Source organism: Halomarina pelagica (assembly GCF_024228315.1).
GTDB classification, from domain to species: Archaea; Halobacteriota; Halobacteria; order Halobacteriales; family Haloarculaceae; genus Halomarina; species Halomarina pelagica.
In genome coordinates this window covers 1,988,171-2,003,435 of the sequence record NZ_CP100454.1, presented here as the reverse complement: position 1 = coordinate 2,003,435, position 15,265 = coordinate 1,988,171, and the positions used below count along the sequence as shown (strand labels likewise).

The 15,265-nt window shown below is 69.2% G+C and carries 17 protein-coding genes; 9 read left to right on the top strand and 8 right to left on the bottom strand.

Annotation, left to right across the window (positions count from 1 at the left end; all coding sequences use genetic code 11):
• Positions 1 to 36: 36 nt before the first annotated feature.
• Positions 37 to 597 carry a TATA-box-binding protein gene (locus NKI68_RS10355; protein WP_254542977.1) on the bottom strand — a complete coding sequence of 187 codons (561 nt, stop codon included), beginning with the start codon at positions 595 to 597 and terminating at the stop codon, positions 37 to 39.
• 118 nt (positions 598 to 715) lie between these two features.
• On the opposite strand from NKI68_RS10355, the gene NKI68_RS10350 reads away from it, so the two are divergent.
• Positions 716 to 1,678, top strand: coding sequence for a methyltransferase domain-containing protein (locus NKI68_RS10350; protein WP_254542976.1), 963 nt, complete (start codon positions 716 to 718; stop codon positions 1,676 to 1,678).
• Positions 1,679 to 1,788: 110 nt separating this feature from the next.
• Positions 1,789 to 1,932 (top strand): rubrerythrin-like domain-containing protein, encoded by a 144-nt coding sequence (locus tag NKI68_RS10345; protein ID WP_254542975.1) that lies wholly within the window; start codon positions 1,789 to 1,791, stop codon positions 1,930 to 1,932.
• A gap of 7 nt (positions 1,933 to 1,939) precedes the next feature.
• On the opposite strand, the gene NKI68_RS10340 is transcribed toward NKI68_RS10345, so the two are convergent.
• From NKI68_RS10340 to NKI68_RS10330, 3 genes are all read right to left on the bottom strand, one after another.
• Positions 1,940 to 2,935 carry an AAA family ATPase gene (locus NKI68_RS10340; protein ID WP_254542974.1) on the bottom strand — a complete coding sequence of 332 codons (996 nt, stop codon included), beginning with the start codon at positions 2,933 to 2,935 and terminating at the stop codon, positions 1,940 to 1,942.
• A gap of 72 nt (positions 2,936 to 3,007) precedes the next feature.
• A complete protein-coding gene (locus tag NKI68_RS10335) occupies positions 3,008 to 4,240 on the bottom strand; it encodes a DUF4382 domain-containing protein (RefSeq protein ID WP_254542973.1) in 1,233 nt (410 codons plus the stop codon).
• 111 nt (positions 4,241 to 4,351) lie between these two features.
• Positions 4,352 to 4,855: an SHOCT domain-containing protein gene (locus tag NKI68_RS10330; RefSeq protein WP_254542972.1), complete on the bottom strand. Its 504-nt coding sequence runs from the start codon at positions 4,853 to 4,855 to the stop codon at positions 4,352 to 4,354.
• A 79-nt stretch (positions 4,856 to 4,934) separates the two neighbouring features.
• On the opposite strand from NKI68_RS10330, the gene rnz reads away from it, so the two are divergent.
• From rnz to NKI68_RS10315, 3 genes are read left to right on the top strand one after another with little or no spacing between them, the layout of a single operon-like run.
• On the top strand, positions 4,935 to 5,870 hold the full coding sequence (gene rnz, locus NKI68_RS10325) for a ribonuclease Z (RefSeq protein ID WP_254542971.1): 936 nt from the start codon (positions 4,935 to 4,937) through the stop codon (positions 5,868 to 5,870).
• A gap of 53 nt (positions 5,871 to 5,923) precedes the next feature.
• Positions 5,924 to 6,112, top strand: a complete 189-nt coding sequence (locus NKI68_RS10320) for a hypothetical protein (RefSeq protein ID WP_254542970.1) — start codon at positions 5,924 to 5,926, stop codon at positions 6,110 to 6,112.
• Between the two features lie 42 nt (positions 6,113 to 6,154).
• On the top strand, positions 6,155 to 8,158 hold the full coding sequence (locus NKI68_RS10315; RefSeq protein WP_254542969.1) for a DUF460 domain-containing protein: 2,004 nt from the start codon (positions 6,155 to 6,157) through the stop codon (positions 8,156 to 8,158).
• Here the strand turns inward: NKI68_RS10315 and NKI68_RS10310 are convergent.
• On the bottom strand, positions 8,155 to 8,343 hold the full coding sequence (locus NKI68_RS10310; protein WP_254542968.1) for a DUF7470 family protein: 189 nt from the start codon (positions 8,341 to 8,343) through the stop codon (positions 8,155 to 8,157). The two genes, NKI68_RS10315 and NKI68_RS10310, sit on opposite strands and share 4 nt — an antisense overlap.
• A gap of 910 nt (positions 8,344 to 9,253) precedes the next feature.
• Entirely contained in the window at positions 9,254 to 9,793 is a 540-nt protein-coding gene (locus tag NKI68_RS10305) for a CDP-2,3-bis-(O-geranylgeranyl)-sn-glycerol synthase (protein WP_254542967.1), read from the bottom strand.
• Positions 9,794 to 9,910: 117 nt separating this feature from the next.
• Here NKI68_RS10305 and NKI68_RS10300 point away from each other — a divergent pair, with 117 nt between their 5' ends.
• A complete protein-coding gene (locus tag NKI68_RS10300; protein WP_254542966.1) occupies positions 9,911 to 11,263 on the top strand; it encodes a cytochrome P450 in 1,353 nt (450 codons plus the stop codon).
• A gap of 48 nt (positions 11,264 to 11,311) precedes the next feature.
• On the top strand, positions 11,312 to 12,145 hold the full coding sequence (locus NKI68_RS10295; RefSeq protein WP_254542965.1) for a proline dehydrogenase family protein: 834 nt from the start codon (positions 11,312 to 11,314) through the stop codon (positions 12,143 to 12,145).
• Positions 12,146 to 12,148: 3 nt separating this feature from the next.
• On the opposite strand, the gene NKI68_RS10290 is transcribed toward NKI68_RS10295, so the two are convergent.
• Both NKI68_RS10290 and NKI68_RS10285 read right to left on the bottom strand, forming a co-directional pair.
• Positions 12,149 to 12,796 carry a DUF502 domain-containing protein gene (locus NKI68_RS10290; protein WP_254542964.1) on the bottom strand — a complete coding sequence of 216 codons (648 nt, stop codon included), beginning with the start codon at positions 12,794 to 12,796 and terminating at the stop codon, positions 12,149 to 12,151.
• 51 nt (positions 12,797 to 12,847) lie between these two features.
• Positions 12,848 to 13,006 (bottom strand): DUF7556 family protein, encoded by a 159-nt coding sequence (locus NKI68_RS10285; RefSeq protein WP_254542963.1) that lies wholly within the window; start codon positions 13,004 to 13,006, stop codon positions 12,848 to 12,850.
• A gap of 198 nt (positions 13,007 to 13,204) precedes the next feature.
• Between NKI68_RS10285 and NKI68_RS23565 the strand changes: the two genes are divergently transcribed.
• Together NKI68_RS23565 and NKI68_RS10280 are read left to right on the top strand one after the other, a co-directional pair.
• Positions 13,205 to 13,339: a hypothetical protein gene (locus NKI68_RS23565; RefSeq protein ID WP_256562580.1), complete on the top strand. Its 135-nt coding sequence runs from the start codon at positions 13,205 to 13,207 to the stop codon at positions 13,337 to 13,339.
• Positions 13,336 to 15,207: an ABC transporter substrate-binding protein gene (locus NKI68_RS10280; RefSeq protein ID WP_254542962.1), complete on the top strand. Its 1,872-nt coding sequence runs from the start codon at positions 13,336 to 13,338 to the stop codon at positions 15,205 to 15,207. Before NKI68_RS23565 ends, NKI68_RS10280 begins: the two co-directional genes overlap by 4 nt.
• Positions 15,208 to 15,265: the final 58 nt, after the last annotated feature.

Genomic DNA, 15,265 nt, shown 5'->3' with positions numbered 1-15,265 from the left:
TAGCGCGTCGATACTCCGGAGAGGGGACACGCTCGGTTACTCGAGCAGGCCGAGTTCTTCGAGCCGCGAGACGATCTTGTCGACCGCCTGCTCCGCGTCCTCGGGCTTCTTGCCGCCCGTGATGACGAGCTTCCCCGAACCGAACAGCAGCGCGACCACGTCGGGGTCGTCGAGGCGGTAGACGAGTCCCGGGAACTGCTCGGGCTCGTACTCGATGTTCTCGAGGCCGAGACCGATGGCGATGGCGTTCAGGTTGAGCGTCCGGCCGAGGTCGGCCGAGGTGACGATGTTCTGAACGACGATCTCGGGGTCCTCGTCCACCTGGATCTCCAGATCGCGGAGCTTATCGAAGACGATGCGGAGGCTCTCGTGGACGTCGTCGGTGCTCTTCGCGCCGGTGCAGACGATCTTCCCGGAGCGGAAGATGAGGGCGGCCGACTTGGGGTTCTGCGTCCGGTAGACGAGGCCGGGGAACTGCTCCGGATCGTAGTCGGCTCCCTCGAGGTCCATCGCGACGCTCTGCAGGTCCAGCTCCTGGCCGATGCCGGTCGAGGCCACCACGTTCTCGATATTGATGGTTTCCTTGGGGTCGGGCATGTATTTCGACTTAAAACACGTATTTAACCTTTATAAAGGTGTGGGGGATGCTCTGACAGGTCGATCCCACGACCGGTGGTTTCGGTACGCTGATACGGGTCCGTCGGCGAGTCAACCCGTGTACCTCCTCGAACTCGTCGGCGAGGACGATCCCTTCGCGCGGTGCGAAGCCGCGAGCGCCTGCTCCGACGTGCGGCCGCTCGCCCCCGGTCTCGCCACGGCGCGCGGCGTCACGGAGCGCGTCGCGTCGCTCGCGTACACCCGCCGCGTCAGCGCGCTCGTCGGGACGACCGACGCCGACGTCGCCGACGCGCGTGCACTCCTCGACGCCGCGCGGATCGACCGCGAGGGGACCGTCGCCGTCCGCGCGCGCGACGTCCGGGGGACGACGGGCGTGGACACGCGACGCGCCGAGCGCGAGCTGGGGAGCGTCCTCGTCGCGCGCGGGTTCGAGGTGGACCTCGACGGTCCGGACCACGAGTTGCGCGCCTGTTTCTCGGGGGACACCTGCGCGCTGGGGTGGCTCGAGGTGGAGACGCCGCGGGACTTCGCCGCGCGCCGCCCCACCGACCGACCCTTCTTCCAGCCCGGGAGCATGGACGCGATGCTCGCCCGCGCGCTGGTCAACGTCGCCGGAGCGCGTCCCGGCGCGCGGGTGCTCGATCCGATGTGCGGTACCGGCGGCGTGCTCGTCGAGGGCGGACTCGTCGGCGCGGAGGTGATCGGCCTCGACGCCCAGCGGAAGATGGTCCGCGGCGCGCGAGAGAACCTCGCGCACTTCCTCGGTCCCGCCGCCGCACAGACGCTCCGCGGCGACGCGACGCGCCTCCCCCTGCGCGACGACAGCGTCGACGCCGTCGTCTTCGACGCGCCCTACGGCCGCCAGTCGAAGATCGTCGGCGGGCTCGACGCCCTGGTCGGCGACGCGCTCGCGGAGGCCCGGCGGGTCGCACCCCGGTGCGTGCTCGTCGCGGACCGCCCGTGGCGCGAGGCGGCGGAGGCGGCGGGCTGGACCGTCGAGCGCGCGTTCGAACGGCGCGTCCACCGGTCGCTCGACAGACACGTCCTCGTCCTCGCGTGACCGTCCCGCCGCGACTCCTCGGACGCCGCGCCGGCGGTCGGCCTCCGAGATCGTCCCCGAATATGTGCTATACGGTAACGTTTAACATTGACCGGCGTACTACACCGGGCATGGGTTCGCAGGGGACGGGGGATGCAGACCCCTACTACGAGTGTATGGACTGTCAGGCGCGGTACGAGACGGCGAAGCACGGGCGGCTCTGCCGGAAGTGCGGGGGGTACCTCAGGAACCTCGCGGTGCCGCGCAACGAGTGAGCTACCGCTACCTGCCGAGTTCCGCGAGCAGGTGGGCGAGGTGGATGCGGTCGCTCGTCCCGTCGGCGAGATCGAGGTCCACCTCGCCAGCGAGGCGGTGTAGCCGCGCGAGTTCGCGCCCGGAGTGGCGCGAGCGGGCGACGCGGAGCACGTCCCCGAGGATCTCCTCCCCGCTGTAGCCCTCGTCGATGAGCAGCGCGTCCAGCGTGTTACGGGCGTCCGTGAACTCGCCCGCCTCCGCGTCGTCGAGCATCTCCGCGACCTTCCCGGTCAGACCCACGTCGCCGAGCGCCTCGTAGGCGGCGTTCATCGTCACCGCGCCGGCGGTCTCCGCGGTGGTCTGCACGCCGAGGATCGCCCGCCGGAGGTCGCCGTCGGCGTAGCCCGCGACGTACTCGAGGCCGTCGCCCTCGTACTCGACCCCCTCCGCCTCGACGACGTCACGCAGGACCGACACCACCTCGTCGTGGGTCGGAGCGCGGACGGGGACGTTGAAGCAGCGCGAACGGATCGGCGGGATGAGCTTCGAGGGCTGGCGCGTCGCGATGACGAACTGGGTGGTCCGGTGGTGGCGCTCCATCACCCGGCGCAGCGCCTGCTGGAAGTCCTCGCGGATCGTCCCCGCGTCGTCGAGCAGGATCGTCTTGTACGTCCCGGAGACGGGCGCGTAGGCGGCCGCCTCCTTCAGGACGTGGTTGATCATGTCCCGCTTGGACATCCGGGAGCGCCCGACCAGGAACGACGCGAAGCGCGGGTCGTTCTTGATCTCGGTCTTCGTCCGCGAGAAGAAGTCGTCGACGTTCAACTCGACGAGGTCGTTCTCGGAGTCGTGGGCCTCCCGCGCCAGCGCGCGGACGGCGGCGGTCTTGCCCGCACCCCGCGGACCGTAGCACACGAGGTTCATCGGCTCGTCGACCGCCCGCCGGAGGGCGTCGCGGACCTCCGCCTGCGGCAGGTCCTCCAGCGTCGGCGCGTGCGTTTCGGTCCACAGCGGGCCGTCCATGCCCGACGTGAACCGTCGAACGGGTATGAATCGGTCGGTCGCCGCACGGCGTTCGCGGGAGCGCCGCGTCCGTCAGTTCTCGGCGCTCGCGTTCGCGCTCACCCCGACCGCCACCGCCGAGTCGGCGCGCGCGTCGTCACCGTCGTCGCCGGCACCGCCGTCGCCGTCGTCGCCGCCCGTGACGCTCGCGTTCGCTCCGACCTCCGCGCTCGCGTTCGCTTCGCCGTTCGCGCTCTCCTCACCGTTCGCGGTCGCCCCTCCTTCACCGTCGCCGCCGTCGGCGGCGGCTCCGATCACGCCGTCCGCCCCGAAGCGCACCGCGAGGTCGAGCGACACCGTCGCCGTCGCGTCGCCGCCCCCGGATACCTGGACGCTGACCTCGACCTCGCGCTGACCGTCGGGGAGCGCGACCGAGACGGTGCCGTCGCCGCCGGTCGTTCCGGCCTCCTCGCCGTTCACGTAGACCGCGGCGTCGGCGACGGGCCCGCCGGGCCCGGTCACCTTCACGGTCGCCCGCTCGCCCGCCTCGACCGGACCGACGAAGCGGGCGCGGACGCCCGTCTCACCCGTCGCCATCGTCCGGAACGGCTGGTCCGCACCGGACTCCTCGGCGACCGGTTTCAGGACGTACTTCCCGCTCTTGCCCGCCTCGAACACGGTCATGTCGAAGACGAAGTCGACCTCGCTCTCGCCCTCGCCGCCGACGGTGAAGCGGTCGTGGACGCGCAGGCGACCGCTCGGGAGCTTCACGTTCACCCGGTCGCCGCTCTCCAGGGTTCCGTTCACCTCGCTCACCTCGACGTAGACGCCGGTGTACGTCCCTTCGGGTACCGAGACGTTACCGAGCAGGGTCGCGTTCGCTCCCCGCAGTTCCGTCAGGTCGACGCGGCGGTCGTCCACGTCGTAGATGCGCCACGCGCCCCTCGTATCGGCCTCCGCCTCGCCGTCGGCGCGAGCGGAACCGTTCGCGCTCGCGTTCGAGGCGGTGTCGTTGCCGTCATCGGAGACGTTCGTCGAGGCGTCATCGGACGCGTTCGTCGAGGCGTTCCCGGAGACGTTCGCCCCGCTGCCGGCGTCGCCACTCGCGGTCCGGAAGCCCACCTCCGTGATGGTCACGTTGAGGTGCGAGAACGCCTCGATGGCGTTCGGCTGGTCGCTCACGTACACGTTGACGGTTCCCATCTGCGCCGACCCCGCGTCGTCGGGGTCGGTATCGCCGTTCGTACCGCTCGTCAGGGGCGTCCCGCTGAGACAGCCAGCCAGGACGACCAGCCCCACGAGCAGCGCGGTGCTGAGTGATCTCATCGCGTTTCGAGGTAGTCACGTATTCCTACAAAAAGTCGGCCGGTCGTTCGGAAGCGTTCGATCCCGTCGCAGTCGTCCGATTAAACGGTGTGAACGGTGTGAACGGTGCCGTCAGGAACGCTCGTCGAGCCGCTCACGTTCGCGCTCGCGCTCGCGCTCACGGGTGCGCCACTCGGCCGCCGACTCGGGGGACTCGGTCTCGAGCAGGCGGTCGAGTTTCCGCTCGAACTGCTCGTCCGTGAGGTCGCCGCGCGCGTAGCGTGCGCGGAGGGTCTCGATCGCGTCGCCGACGTCGCCGGTGGACTCCCCGCGGTCGCGTCGATCCCCGTCAGTTCCGTTACGGCTCCGCGAGCCGGTCCCCGTCACGCGCTCGATCTCGCGAGCCACGTCGTCCGCGGCGCGCTCGATCCCGTCGACGAACGACTCGTCCTCGTCCTCCACGCCGAGCAGGAGGGCGACGATCGGGAGGAGGACGGCGTAGCCGACGATCCAGACGACGAAGAACGGGATCTCGGGAAACACGCCGAGAAACAGATCGAGGAGGCCGACCCCGAGGATGGCGAGCGCGAGGACTTCGACGATCTTCTCGCGAGCGCGCTCGCTGAGGGGACTCATGGTTTCCCATCGCCGCCGCGAGCGAAAAACCTTCGCGCGCTTTCGAAGCGAGTATAGGACCGCCGCGGCGAGTGGGTGTATGCACGTGACGTTCCTCGGGACCAGCGGGGCCGTCCCGACGACCGAGCGCAACACGAGCGCCGTCCTCGTCCGTCGGGAGGGCGAGCGTTTCCTCTTCGACGTCGGGGAGGGGACCCAGCGCCAGATGATGCGCTTCGGGACCGGCTTCGACGTCTCGCACGTCTTTCTCTCTCACCTCCACGGCGACCACGTCCTCGGCCTGCCCGGTCTCTGCCAGACGTGGGACTTCAACGACCGCGAGGCTCCCCTGGCCGTTCACGTCCCGCCGGGGACCCGGCGGGACGTGGAGCGCCTCCTCCGCGCGACGAACACGAACCCCTCCTACCCGGTACGGATCGACGAGGTGCGCCCGGGCGAGGCGGCGCTGCGCGCCGACGACTACGAGGTGCGCGCCTTCCGAACCGAACACCGCACCATCTCGGTCGGCTACGCTCTGATCGAGGACGAACGCAAGGGGCGGTTCGACCGCGAACGGGCGGAGGAACTCGGTGTCCCCGTCGGCCCCATGTTCTCGCGTCTGCACGCAGGCGAGCCAGTCGAACTGGACGACGGCACCGTCGTCCGACCCGAGCAGGTCGTCGGCGCGCCCCGCCCCGGCCGCCACCTCGTCTACACCGGCGACACGCGGCCCGTCGAGGCGACCGTCGAGGCCGCCGCGAACGCCGACCTGCTGATCCACGACGCCACGTTCGCCGACGACCACGCCGAGCGAGCGCCCCAGACGGGCCACTCGACGGCCCGCGAGGCCGCCCTCGTCGCCGCCCGCGCCGGGGCGAAGCGCCTCGCGCTCACCCACGTCTCGACGCGCTACGGCGGATACTCCACGCCTCTCCTGGAGGACGCCCGCGAGGTCTTCGACGGCGAGGTGTTCGTCGCCGAGGACGGCCAGGAACTCGACGTGCCGTACCCCGAGGAGCCCCAGTCGGAAGGGTAGCGACTCCGCACGCGAGCGTCGCGTATTCGTCAGTCCGTCCCGTAGCCGTAGGCATGGAGTGTGCGTACTGCGGCAGCGATCTCGCGCGCTACGATCCGGTGTTCGTGGAGGAAGCGACCGGCGGGCCGGACGGCGAGCGCGAGTCGGTCGGGGGGTTCTGCAACTACGCCTGTCTGCACGCGTGGGTCGAGGACGAGGCGCTGGTCTACGGGACGGCCTGTGAGTGGTCGCCCGACGGGTGAACCGTCAGGAGGTTTTTATCGGTACGCGGTCTAGCCCGACCCGTGAGTACCCGCACGAGTGCGCTCGACGCGGTCGTGTTCGGGGTCGACGTCCAGAGCGGGGACGTCCGCGGCGACGCCCCCTCCTACGCCGTCGTCGCATTCGACGGTGAGCACGTCGATCGCGACGTCGTCTCCCTGCGAAAGCTCCGGCGGCTCATCGACCGCGAGCGACCCGCGATGGTCGCGACGGACAACGTGTACGAGCTAGCGGCCGACAAGGACGCGCTCGTACACCTCCTCCGCGACCTCCCCTCGGAGACGAAGCTGGTGCAGGTGACGGGCGCGGAGCGCCCCGAACCGCTCTCCCGCGTCGCCTCCCGCCACGGCGTCCCCTACGGCAAGAAACCGATGAAGGAGGCCGAGGCCGCCGCTCGCCTCGCCGCCGCCAACGTGGGCCACGAGGTGAGCGCGTTCACGAACACGTCCACCGTGAAGGTCTCCCGCGGCCGCTCGACGGGCAAGGGCGGCTGGTCGGAGGACCGCTTCACGCGGCGCATCCACGGCAACGTCCAGGGGAAGGCCCGCGAGGTCGAGGACACCCTCCGCGAGGCCGGCCTCGACTACGAGGTCGATCGAACCGAGAAGTACGGCGGCCTCGCCAACGCCGTCTTCACCGTCGAGGCCCGGCCGGACGAGATCCCCGTCTCGCGGCTCCGGCGAGGCGACGTGCGCGTCGAGATCGAGCGCGAGCGGCGCGACGGTATCGAGTTCCGGCCGCTGGCGAAGCGCCGCGACCGCGTCCTCGTCGGGATCGACCCCGGGACGACCACCGCCGTCGCCGTCGTCGGCCTCGGCGGGGAGGTGCTCGACGTGCTCTCGACCCGGACGGCCGACACCGCGGAGGTGATCGAGTGGATCGTCGAGCGCGGCCGGCCGATCGTCGTGGCCGCCGACGTGACGCCGATGCCGGAGACGGTCGAGAAGATCCGCCGGAGCTTCGACGCCGCCGCCTGGACGCCCGAGCGCGACCTCCCGATCGACTCGAAACAGCACCGCACCCGCGAGATCGGATACGACAACGACCACGAGCGCGACGCGATGGCCGCGGCGCTGTTCGCGTTCGACCACCACGAGGATCAGTTCGAGCGCATCGCCCGGAAGGTGCCCGCGACCATGGACCGCGGCGAGGTGATCGCGCGGGTCGTCTCCGGCGGGGAGTCCGTCGAGGCCGTCGTCGACGACCTCACCGAGGACGAGGCGACCGAGGAGGAGACAGAGGAGCACGCTCCGCGCGAACTCACCCCCGAGGAGAAGCGCATCAAGCACCTCGAGTCGCGCATCGATCGCCTCGAATCGCACGTGGAGAACCTCCGCGAGACCGTCTCGACGAAGAACGACAAGATCGCCGAGTACGAGCGCGAGTTGAGCGAGGCCCGACGCGAGGAGCGCCGCGAGGCGCGCGAGCGCCGAGCCGTCACCCGGCTCGAACGCGACAACGAGCGTCTGAAGCGCGAGCTGTCGGAGGAGCGCGAGGCGACCGAGGCGCTCGAGGAGAAGCTCGAGCGTCTGAAGACGCTCTGGAAGCTCGATCACTCGAACTTCGCCGACGTGGCCGAGGGCCGGCGCGACCTCGTCCCCGTGAAGGTGGTCGAGCAGTTCACGAAGGGGGCCATCGAGGCCGCGGACGGGAGCTTCGGCCTCGCTGAGGGGGACGTCGTCTTCCTCCGCGACGCTAGCGGCGCGGGGCGATCCACCGCGGAGCGACTGGCGGCGACGAACCCGCGGGTCGTCCTCCGGAAGGGCGGCCTCTCGGACGCGGCCGACGAGGTGCTGTTCGAGCACGAGATCCCCGTCGGTCCCGCGGAGGACGTGTCTATCCAGGAGATCGACGAACTCGCGATCGCCCCCGAGTCCGAGGTCGAGGCGGTCATCGCGGACTGGGAGGAGCGCGCCGAGGAGCGCCGTCGCCAGCAGAAGGGCGCGATGGTCGACCGCCTCATCAGCGAGCACCGCGCGGGCTACGACGATCCCAGCCGCGCCGACGGGACCGGCGGGTCGGGCTAGAACATCCCCTCCATCCCGAACGCCGAGAGCATCGTCCCGACGAGGCCCTTCGCGACGAGGAGCAGTCCGACCAGCACGAGCGCGACGCCGCCGGCGATCAGGAGGCTCTCGAGCGCGAGCACTGCGAGGCCGCCGAGGAGCAGGAGCAGCCCCGCGAAACCGGTTCGACCGAGTTTACCGAACATACCGGTCCTGCCCGGCGGACGGCCAAAAGCGTGTAAGTGTCGCCGTCGCTCTACGAGGACGGGAGTGGCGAACAGGCGACGCCGGTCGGGGTCTGTCGCGGGGCGCGGTGTTACGCACCCGCGAGTGAGGCCGACGGCCGAACGAGCGGACGCGCCGAACGACCGCAGTTCCCGCGAGCCGGAGGCGAGCGGGAGCACGCCGGACGAGCACCGCGAGTCCGGCGATGGGAGTGAGGCGCGGTTTTGGTCCAGGTTTTGCCAGCGACCGAGCGCGAGCGAAGCGAGCGCGAGGGAGCACAGTAAAACGTGGGCGTGCAGGCGACGCCGCGGCGCTGCTCGCGGGGCGTGGCGTCGCACAACCGCAGGCACCCCGCGACGGACGTTACGTCACGGGAGCCTCTGGTCCCGCTCTCCGTTATAAAAGTACGGACGGGACGACCGGCCCGGCCCACCACCGCCGACGCCAGCGCAGCAGCCGCGAGCGACCGAAGGGAGCGAGCGGGCCAAGGAACCTTCGAGGGCGCGAGCGAAGCGAGTGCCCGAGGAGGTGACGCTGGCTTTTGATCCAGCTTTTGCCAGCGAGCCGCCAGCGACCGCGAAGCGTGTCGCTGGCGGGCGAGCGCAGCAAAAGGTGGCGGGCAACCGCGAAGCGCCCCGCGACGAACGTCACGTCACGGGAGCCTCTGGTCCCGTTCTCCGGTATAAAGGTACGGACGGTAGATCGAGTTCATTACTGCCGACGCCAGCGCACCGTACCGCGAGCGAGTGAAACGAGCGAGCGGACGCGCCGAATCCCTCGAAGGAGCGGAGCGACTGAGAGGGTGAGGCGCGGTTTTGATCCAGCTTTTGCCAGGGAGTCGCGGCCGACCGCGAAGCGGGTCGGCCGCACACGACCGCAGCAAAAGGTGGTCTAGTACGGCTCGTCCTTCAGCCCCCACAGGTACGCGACGGCGTTCGCGACGACGTGCAGGAGGGGCGTGAGCAGGAGCACGACGGCGACGGTGGGGCGCGTGAACGTGCGGTCGAACCAGCGCGGGGCGAGGAGTCGCGCGAGGCCGAGCGCGCCCGCCACGAAGTCGAGCTGGTCGAGGCCGAGGGCCATCTGGCCGCGGGCGAGGCCGGTCCTGCGCTTGTAGAACGAGCCGGCGATGTCGCCGAGCATGGCTCCGAACGCGAGCGCGAGGCCGGTGCGGAGAGAGAACCGGGGGAGCGACCAGCCGGTCCGCCCCTCGACGCGCCCGGCGACGCGGTTCAGCAGGAGCGAGAGGAGCGCGCCCGCGAGGGTGCCGACCGCCGTCCCCCGCCAGGTCTTGCCGTCGCCCAGGAGGCGCTTCCCGTTCCACGTCCGGCCGCCGTCGATGGGGCGGCCGCCGCCGAAGAGGACGGCGGCGTTGTTCGGAACGTACGCGGGGAGCATCGCCCAGACGGCGCGAGCCACGGCCTCTAGCATACGCTCCGCTCCTCGGAGTGCGGATATAAAGGGGGGTGGAACGGGACGGGAGAGAGCGGGGAAGGCGAGCGCGGACCGGCGCGAAACCGTGATACGTCGCGCGGCGAAGCTACGACTATGAGCGAGACGCTCGGTCCCCGACCTCCCGGTCCCGACGGCCTCCCCATCCTCGGCAACACGGTCGCGTACGCCCGCGACCCGTTCGGCTTCACGACCCGCGCGGCGGAGGAACACGGCGACGTGGTCTACATCGAGACGGCGGGCCGGCCGTTCTACCAGCTCACCCACCCCGACGACATCGAGTACGTCCTGGTCCACAACAACGGGAACTACGTGAAGGGGGCGCTCTTCCAGCGGTTACTCGGCCCGGTGACGGGCCGCGGGTTGCTGAACAGCGAGGGCGAGACGTGGCGGAGACAGCGCCACCTCGTCCAGCCCGCGTTCCACCCCGACCGGATCGCGCGCTACGCGGGGACGATGACCGACTACGCGGAGCGCATGCTCGATTCCTGGGGCGACGGCGAGCGCCGTGACGTGCACGAGGACATGATGGGCCTGACGCTCGAGATCGTCGCCGACGCGCTGTTCGGCGTCGACATCCGCGACGAAGCGCCGAGCGTGGGACGGGCGCTCGACGTCGTGATGGAGCACTCCGAGGACGTCTACGACCTCTACGTCCCCGACCGGGTGCCGACGCCGAGCCGGTGGCGCTACCGACGCGCGGTCGAGACGCTCGACGAGGTCGTCTACGACATCATCGACGAGCGGCGGAGCGCGGGGGGCGACGACGTGATCTCGATGCTCGCGGCGGCGATCGACGAGCGCGGACGCGGGATGAGCGACGAGCAACTCCGCGACGAGGTGATGACGCTCCTGCTCGCCGGCCACGAGACGACGGCGCTCGCGCTGTCGTTCACGTGGTACCTCCTCGCGCAGTACCCGAGCGTCGAGGGCCGGCTGGTCGACGAACTCGACCGCGTACTCGCAGACGGCGGGGGGATCGGACGGGCGCGGGTCCCGACGCTCGCGGACCTCGACGACCTCGGATACGCGGAGCGGGTGATCCGGGAGTCGATGCGCCTCTACCCGCCGGTCCACGGGATCGTGCGCGAGCCGGTCGAGGACGACGAGATCGGCGGGTACCGCGTTCCGGCGGGCGTCACCGTCTCGATGCCGCAGTGGGCCGTCCACCGCGACCCGCGGTGGTACGACGACCCGATGGCGTTCCGGCCGGAGCGCTGGACGCCCGACTTCGAGGCGTCGCTGCCCAGCTACGCCTACTTCCCGTTCGGCGGCGGGCCGCGGCGCTGCGTCGGCGACCGCTTCGCGCTGCTCGAGGCGCGCCTCGTGCTCGCGACGGTCGCGCGGCGGTACCACCTCGAACTGCCGCCGTCGACCGATCTCGACCTGCTGGCGAGCATCACGACCCGCCCGAAGGACGGGGTCGAGATGGTCGTCCACGAGCGGTAGGCGCGGAAAGAGGAGGCCTCAAGTGGGGACCGGCAGAACCCACCAGCCATGATCCCCCCGATCGCGAGGAGGTTCGTCGCGGGCGAGACGCCAGCGGAGGTGCTCGAACACGCCCGTCGGTTGCGAGAGCGGAACGTCAGGAGTATCATCAACCTGCTCGGGGAGCACTACCGCGACCCGGAACCGGCCGCCGAGGACGCGGCGACCTACCGGCAACTCGTCGCCGACGTCGCGGGGGCCGACGTCGGCGCGTGCATCTCGGTGAAGCCCTCGCAGATCGGCCTCGGCGTGGACGCCGAGACGTTCGAGGAGAACCTCGGGGACGTCGTCGCGGCCGCCGAGCGCGAGGGCGTGTTCGTCTGGATCGACATGGAGGACCACACGACGACCGACGACACGATCGACGCCTTCGAGCGCTTCGTGACGGAGCACCCCGAGATGGGGCTCTGCGTGCAGGCGAACCTGAAGCGCACCCGCGAGGACCTGGAGCGGCTGGTCGCGTCGCCGGGGAAGATACGGCTCGTGAAGGGCGCGTACGACGAACCGCGGGAGATCGCGCTGAAGGGCCGACCCGCGGTCAACGAGGCCTACCGCGAGCACCTCGAGTACCTCTTTCGGGAGTACGACGGGACGGTCGCCGTCGGGAGCCACGACCCCGCCATGATCGACCGCGCGATCGAACTGCACGGGGAGTACGGCACCGACTTCGAGATCCAGATGCTCATGGGCGTCCGCGAGGACGCGCAGGTCGAACTCGCCCGCGAGTACCCGGTCTACCAGTACGTCCCCTACGGCGACAGGTGGTTCTCCTACTTCTACCGGCGGGTGATGGAGCGAAAGGAGAACCTCGTGTTCGCGCTCCGGGCCGTCGCCGGCGTCTGAACCTCAGTTGAGCGTCCGCCGCTCGGCGTCCTCCTCGTTGACGGCGATGGGGATGCCGCCGTCCTTGTTGTCGCCGAAGCCGGCCGAGAGCACGCGCGTGAGGGCGTCCTCGACGGTCTCGCCGGTCTCCTCGTACTGCCCCGGGGTGCACTCGACGACGAACCCGGTGGTGATGTTCGGGGACGTGGGGATGAAGAGGAGTTCGTTGCCGTCGTCGGTCACCTTGCCCGTCTTGAACGCGGTCATGCGCAGGCCGTTCCACGTCTCGACCTTGACCGGGCTCTGGAGGTCCTCCGGCCCCGAGACGGCGGTCTCGACGGCCATCTTGGAGGCGTTGTAGACGACCCGGAGGCCGGGGAGCTGGTTCATCGCGGAGTCGATGCTCTCCTCGACGACGTTCCCGAACGTCGTCCGCATCATGTACCCGACGGAGAACGTGAGGAGGACGAAGACGAGCAGCAGGAGGCCGACTTCGAGGTAGGGGGCGGACCACCGGTACCCCGCCGGGAGCGTCCCCGGTTCGACGTCGATGATCCCCAGGGCGGCCACCTTGTCGAAGAGCCACTTGAGGATGTAGAGGGTGACGAGGACCGGAGCGAGGACGATGACGCCGCTGGCGAAGTCGCGCTTCCACGAACCGGAGAGGGCCATTGGGGGTGTGAAAACGCCACCGGATTATCAGTCTTCCTCCTCGAAGGTCCGTCACCGCGACGCTTCGAGCGAGAGGGCCTGGGAGAGCGGGAGGGCGAGCCACGCGCCGTCACGACAGAGGTCCGCGATGACGAGCCGCTGATCGTCGATCGCCGCCATCACCTCGCACTCGACGTCCCCGCCGGACGCCGACGCCGTGTTCGGCTCCATGACGTGACACTAGCTAACATCCCGTAATAAACATGTCGGAACGGAACCCTCGTTGAAACGGGTCGACAGTACTAATACCCCCGTTATCACACTTCTAACGCCCGAATTCGGTCGAAGACGCCGTTTCCGAGCGTTGGTGAAATCGGGTTTTTACATAACAGAGAAGGTATATTACGAGAACCGCTACGTGGAGTTCGTGTGGACGCATATCACACGGGAAGGACGCTGACGGACGCGAACGACGCCGACGAGTCGCGGCTGACGGACGGTTCCGCCGGCGACGCGACAACGGCAAGCTTATCAATCATAATCAAATACGAGGATTTGGAATGACAGACAATAACGGCGTATCACGGCGTCGGTTCCTGCAGGCGACCGGCGGCGCGGCGACCGCCGCGGCGCTGGCGGGCTGCATGGGCGGCAACGACGACGGGAGCGGCGACGGCGACGGTGACGGCGACGGAAACCAGAAACCGCAGAAGGGAGGCGAGTATCGGAAGATCAACTCGACGATCACGACGTTCGACCCGGTGGCAGCGGCGGACACGGCCTCGGGCCAGGTCGTCCAGCAGGTGTTCGACCCGCTGATGAACTACCCGAACGGCGAGACCGAGGTCGAAGAACTCCTCGCCGAGAAGGTGGAGACGAACGACGACGCGTCCCAGTACACGTTCACGCTGAAGGACGCGACGTTCCACAACGGCGATCCGGTTCGCGCGCAGGACTTCGTCTACTCCTTCGAGCGACTCGCCGCGTCGCCCCACTCCGAGCGGGCGTACTTCCTCCTGGATTCCCTCGGCGTGACCCACGAGAAGGACAGCGAGGGCAACTACAAGCCGGGGACGCTCGGCGTCGAGGCGGAGGACGACAAGACGCTCGTCGTCAACCTCGAGCGTCCGTTCCACGCGTCGCTGCAGATGCTCGCCTACAGTTCCTTCGCGGCGGTCCCCGAGGGAATCGTCGGCAAGATCGAGGACGAGACGAACGATAAGGGCGATCCGAGCAAGCAGTACAAGCAGTTCGCCCAGCAGAAGCCGATCGGTGCCGGGCCGTTCGTGTTCGAGAGCTGGGAGAAGGGGACGGCCGCCGACGCCAGCCGCTTCGAGGACTACCACGGCGAGGCGGCCTACGTCGACAAGGTCCACTGGCAGGTAATCGAGAACGACCAGGCGGTCTTCAACTACGCGATGGGGAAGAACGTCGACTCGTTCCCCATCCCCACGCCGAAGTACCAGCGGAGCAACATCAAGGACGAGGAGAAGGACGAACAGGGTCGCACGATCGGCAAGTACGGCCCCCTCGAGAACGGCGAGACGGTCAACTACCTGAAGGTCCCCGAGGTCTCCACGTTCTACTTCGCGTTCAACACCTCGAAGGTGCCGAAGCCGGTCCGACAGGCGGTCGCGTACGTGACCGACCAGCAGCAACTGGCGAACCAGGTCTACAAGGGCCGCGTCGAGCCCGGCTACCACCTCACGCCGCCGCTCATCTTCCCCGGCGCGGGCGAGGGGTACGACAGCCACGTCGAGGAGGCCTACCCCTACGGCAAGGAGTCGCAGGTAGAGAAGGCGAAGCAGGTCATGGAGAAGGCCGGCTACGGCGAGAACAACCGTATCTCGGTCACCTTCACCCACTACGTCTCCGACACGTGGAAGCAGATCGCCCAGATCCTCCAGCAGCAGCTCCGCGGTGCCTACATCGACCTCAAGATCGAGCAGGCGGAGTTCGCGACGCTGCTCGAACGCGGGGAGAAGGGTAACCTCCAGGCGTACACCCTCGGGTGGATCGCCGACTGGCCGGCCCCGGACAACTTCCTGCAGCTCATCAACCCGCCGAACACCTACACCGGAAAGACGGGCGTGCTGACCTACACCAACTGGGGGCGCGACAAGCCCACGGCCGCGTCGAAGAAGGCGGCCGAGGCCTGGAAGACGATCAGCAACAACCTCGAACCGACGAAGGAGGCCCAGGAGAAGCGCAACGCGGCCTACCTGAAGATGGAGGAGGCAAACTGGGAGGACGTCGTGCTCGTGAACACCTTCCACGGGGCGACCGAGCGCTTCAGCTACGACTACCTCCACGCGCCCAAGTTCGGCGCGATGGGGCCGTCGCGCCAGAAGTACAACCGCTTCTGGATCGAACAGGACGCGCAGCCCAAGTCCACCGACGCGCCGCCCACCGGAAACAACAGCAGCAGCTAGGGACCGCCGCCCCGCTTTTTCGTCCTCGCTCGGAGGATGGAAAGACATAATTGCCGCA

Excerpts from the sequence above, each read along its gene's own strand:
- NKI68_RS10355 (WP_254542977.1), bottom strand. The coding sequence starts at position 597 with ATGCCCGACCCCAAGGAAACCATCAATATCGAGAACGTGGTGGCCTCG.
- NKI68_RS10345 (WP_254542975.1), top strand. The coding sequence starts at position 1,789 with ATGGGTTCGCAGGGGACGGGGGATGCAGACCCCTACTACGAGTGTATG.
- NKI68_RS10340 (WP_254542974.1), bottom strand. The coding sequence starts at position 2,935 with ATGGACGGCCCGCTGTGGACCGAAACGCACGCGCCGACGCTGGAGGAC.
- NKI68_RS10335 (WP_254542973.1), bottom strand. The coding sequence starts at position 4,240 with ATGAGATCACTCAGCACCGCGCTGCTCGTGGGGCTGGTCGTCCTGGCT.
- NKI68_RS10330 (WP_254542972.1), bottom strand. The coding sequence starts at position 4,855 with ATGAGTCCCCTCAGCGAGCGCGCTCGCGAGAAGATCGTCGAAGTCCTC.
- rnz (WP_254542971.1), top strand. The coding sequence starts at position 4,935 with ATGCACGTGACGTTCCTCGGGACCAGCGGGGCCGTCCCGACGACCGAG.
- NKI68_RS10320 (WP_254542970.1), top strand. The coding sequence starts at position 5,924 with ATGGAGTGTGCGTACTGCGGCAGCGATCTCGCGCGCTACGATCCGGTG.
- NKI68_RS10310 (WP_254542968.1), bottom strand. The coding sequence starts at position 8,343 with ATGTTCGGTAAACTCGGTCGAACCGGTTTCGCGGGGCTGCTCCTGCTC.
- NKI68_RS10305 (WP_254542967.1), bottom strand. The coding sequence starts at position 9,793 with ATGCTAGAGGCCGTGGCTCGCGCCGTCTGGGCGATGCTCCCCGCGTAC.
- NKI68_RS10300 (WP_254542966.1), top strand. The coding sequence starts at position 9,911 with ATGAGCGAGACGCTCGGTCCCCGACCTCCCGGTCCCGACGGCCTCCCC.
- NKI68_RS10295 (WP_254542965.1), top strand. The coding sequence starts at position 11,312 with ATGATCCCCCCGATCGCGAGGAGGTTCGTCGCGGGCGAGACGCCAGCG.
- NKI68_RS10290 (WP_254542964.1), bottom strand. The coding sequence starts at position 12,796 with ATGGCCCTCTCCGGTTCGTGGAAGCGCGACTTCGCCAGCGGCGTCATC.
- NKI68_RS10285 (WP_254542963.1), bottom strand. The coding sequence starts at position 13,006 with ATGGAGCCGAACACGGCGTCGGCGTCCGGCGGGGACGTCGAGTGCGAG.
- NKI68_RS10280 (WP_254542962.1), top strand. The coding sequence starts at position 13,336 with ATGACAGACAATAACGGCGTATCACGGCGTCGGTTCCTGCAGGCGACC.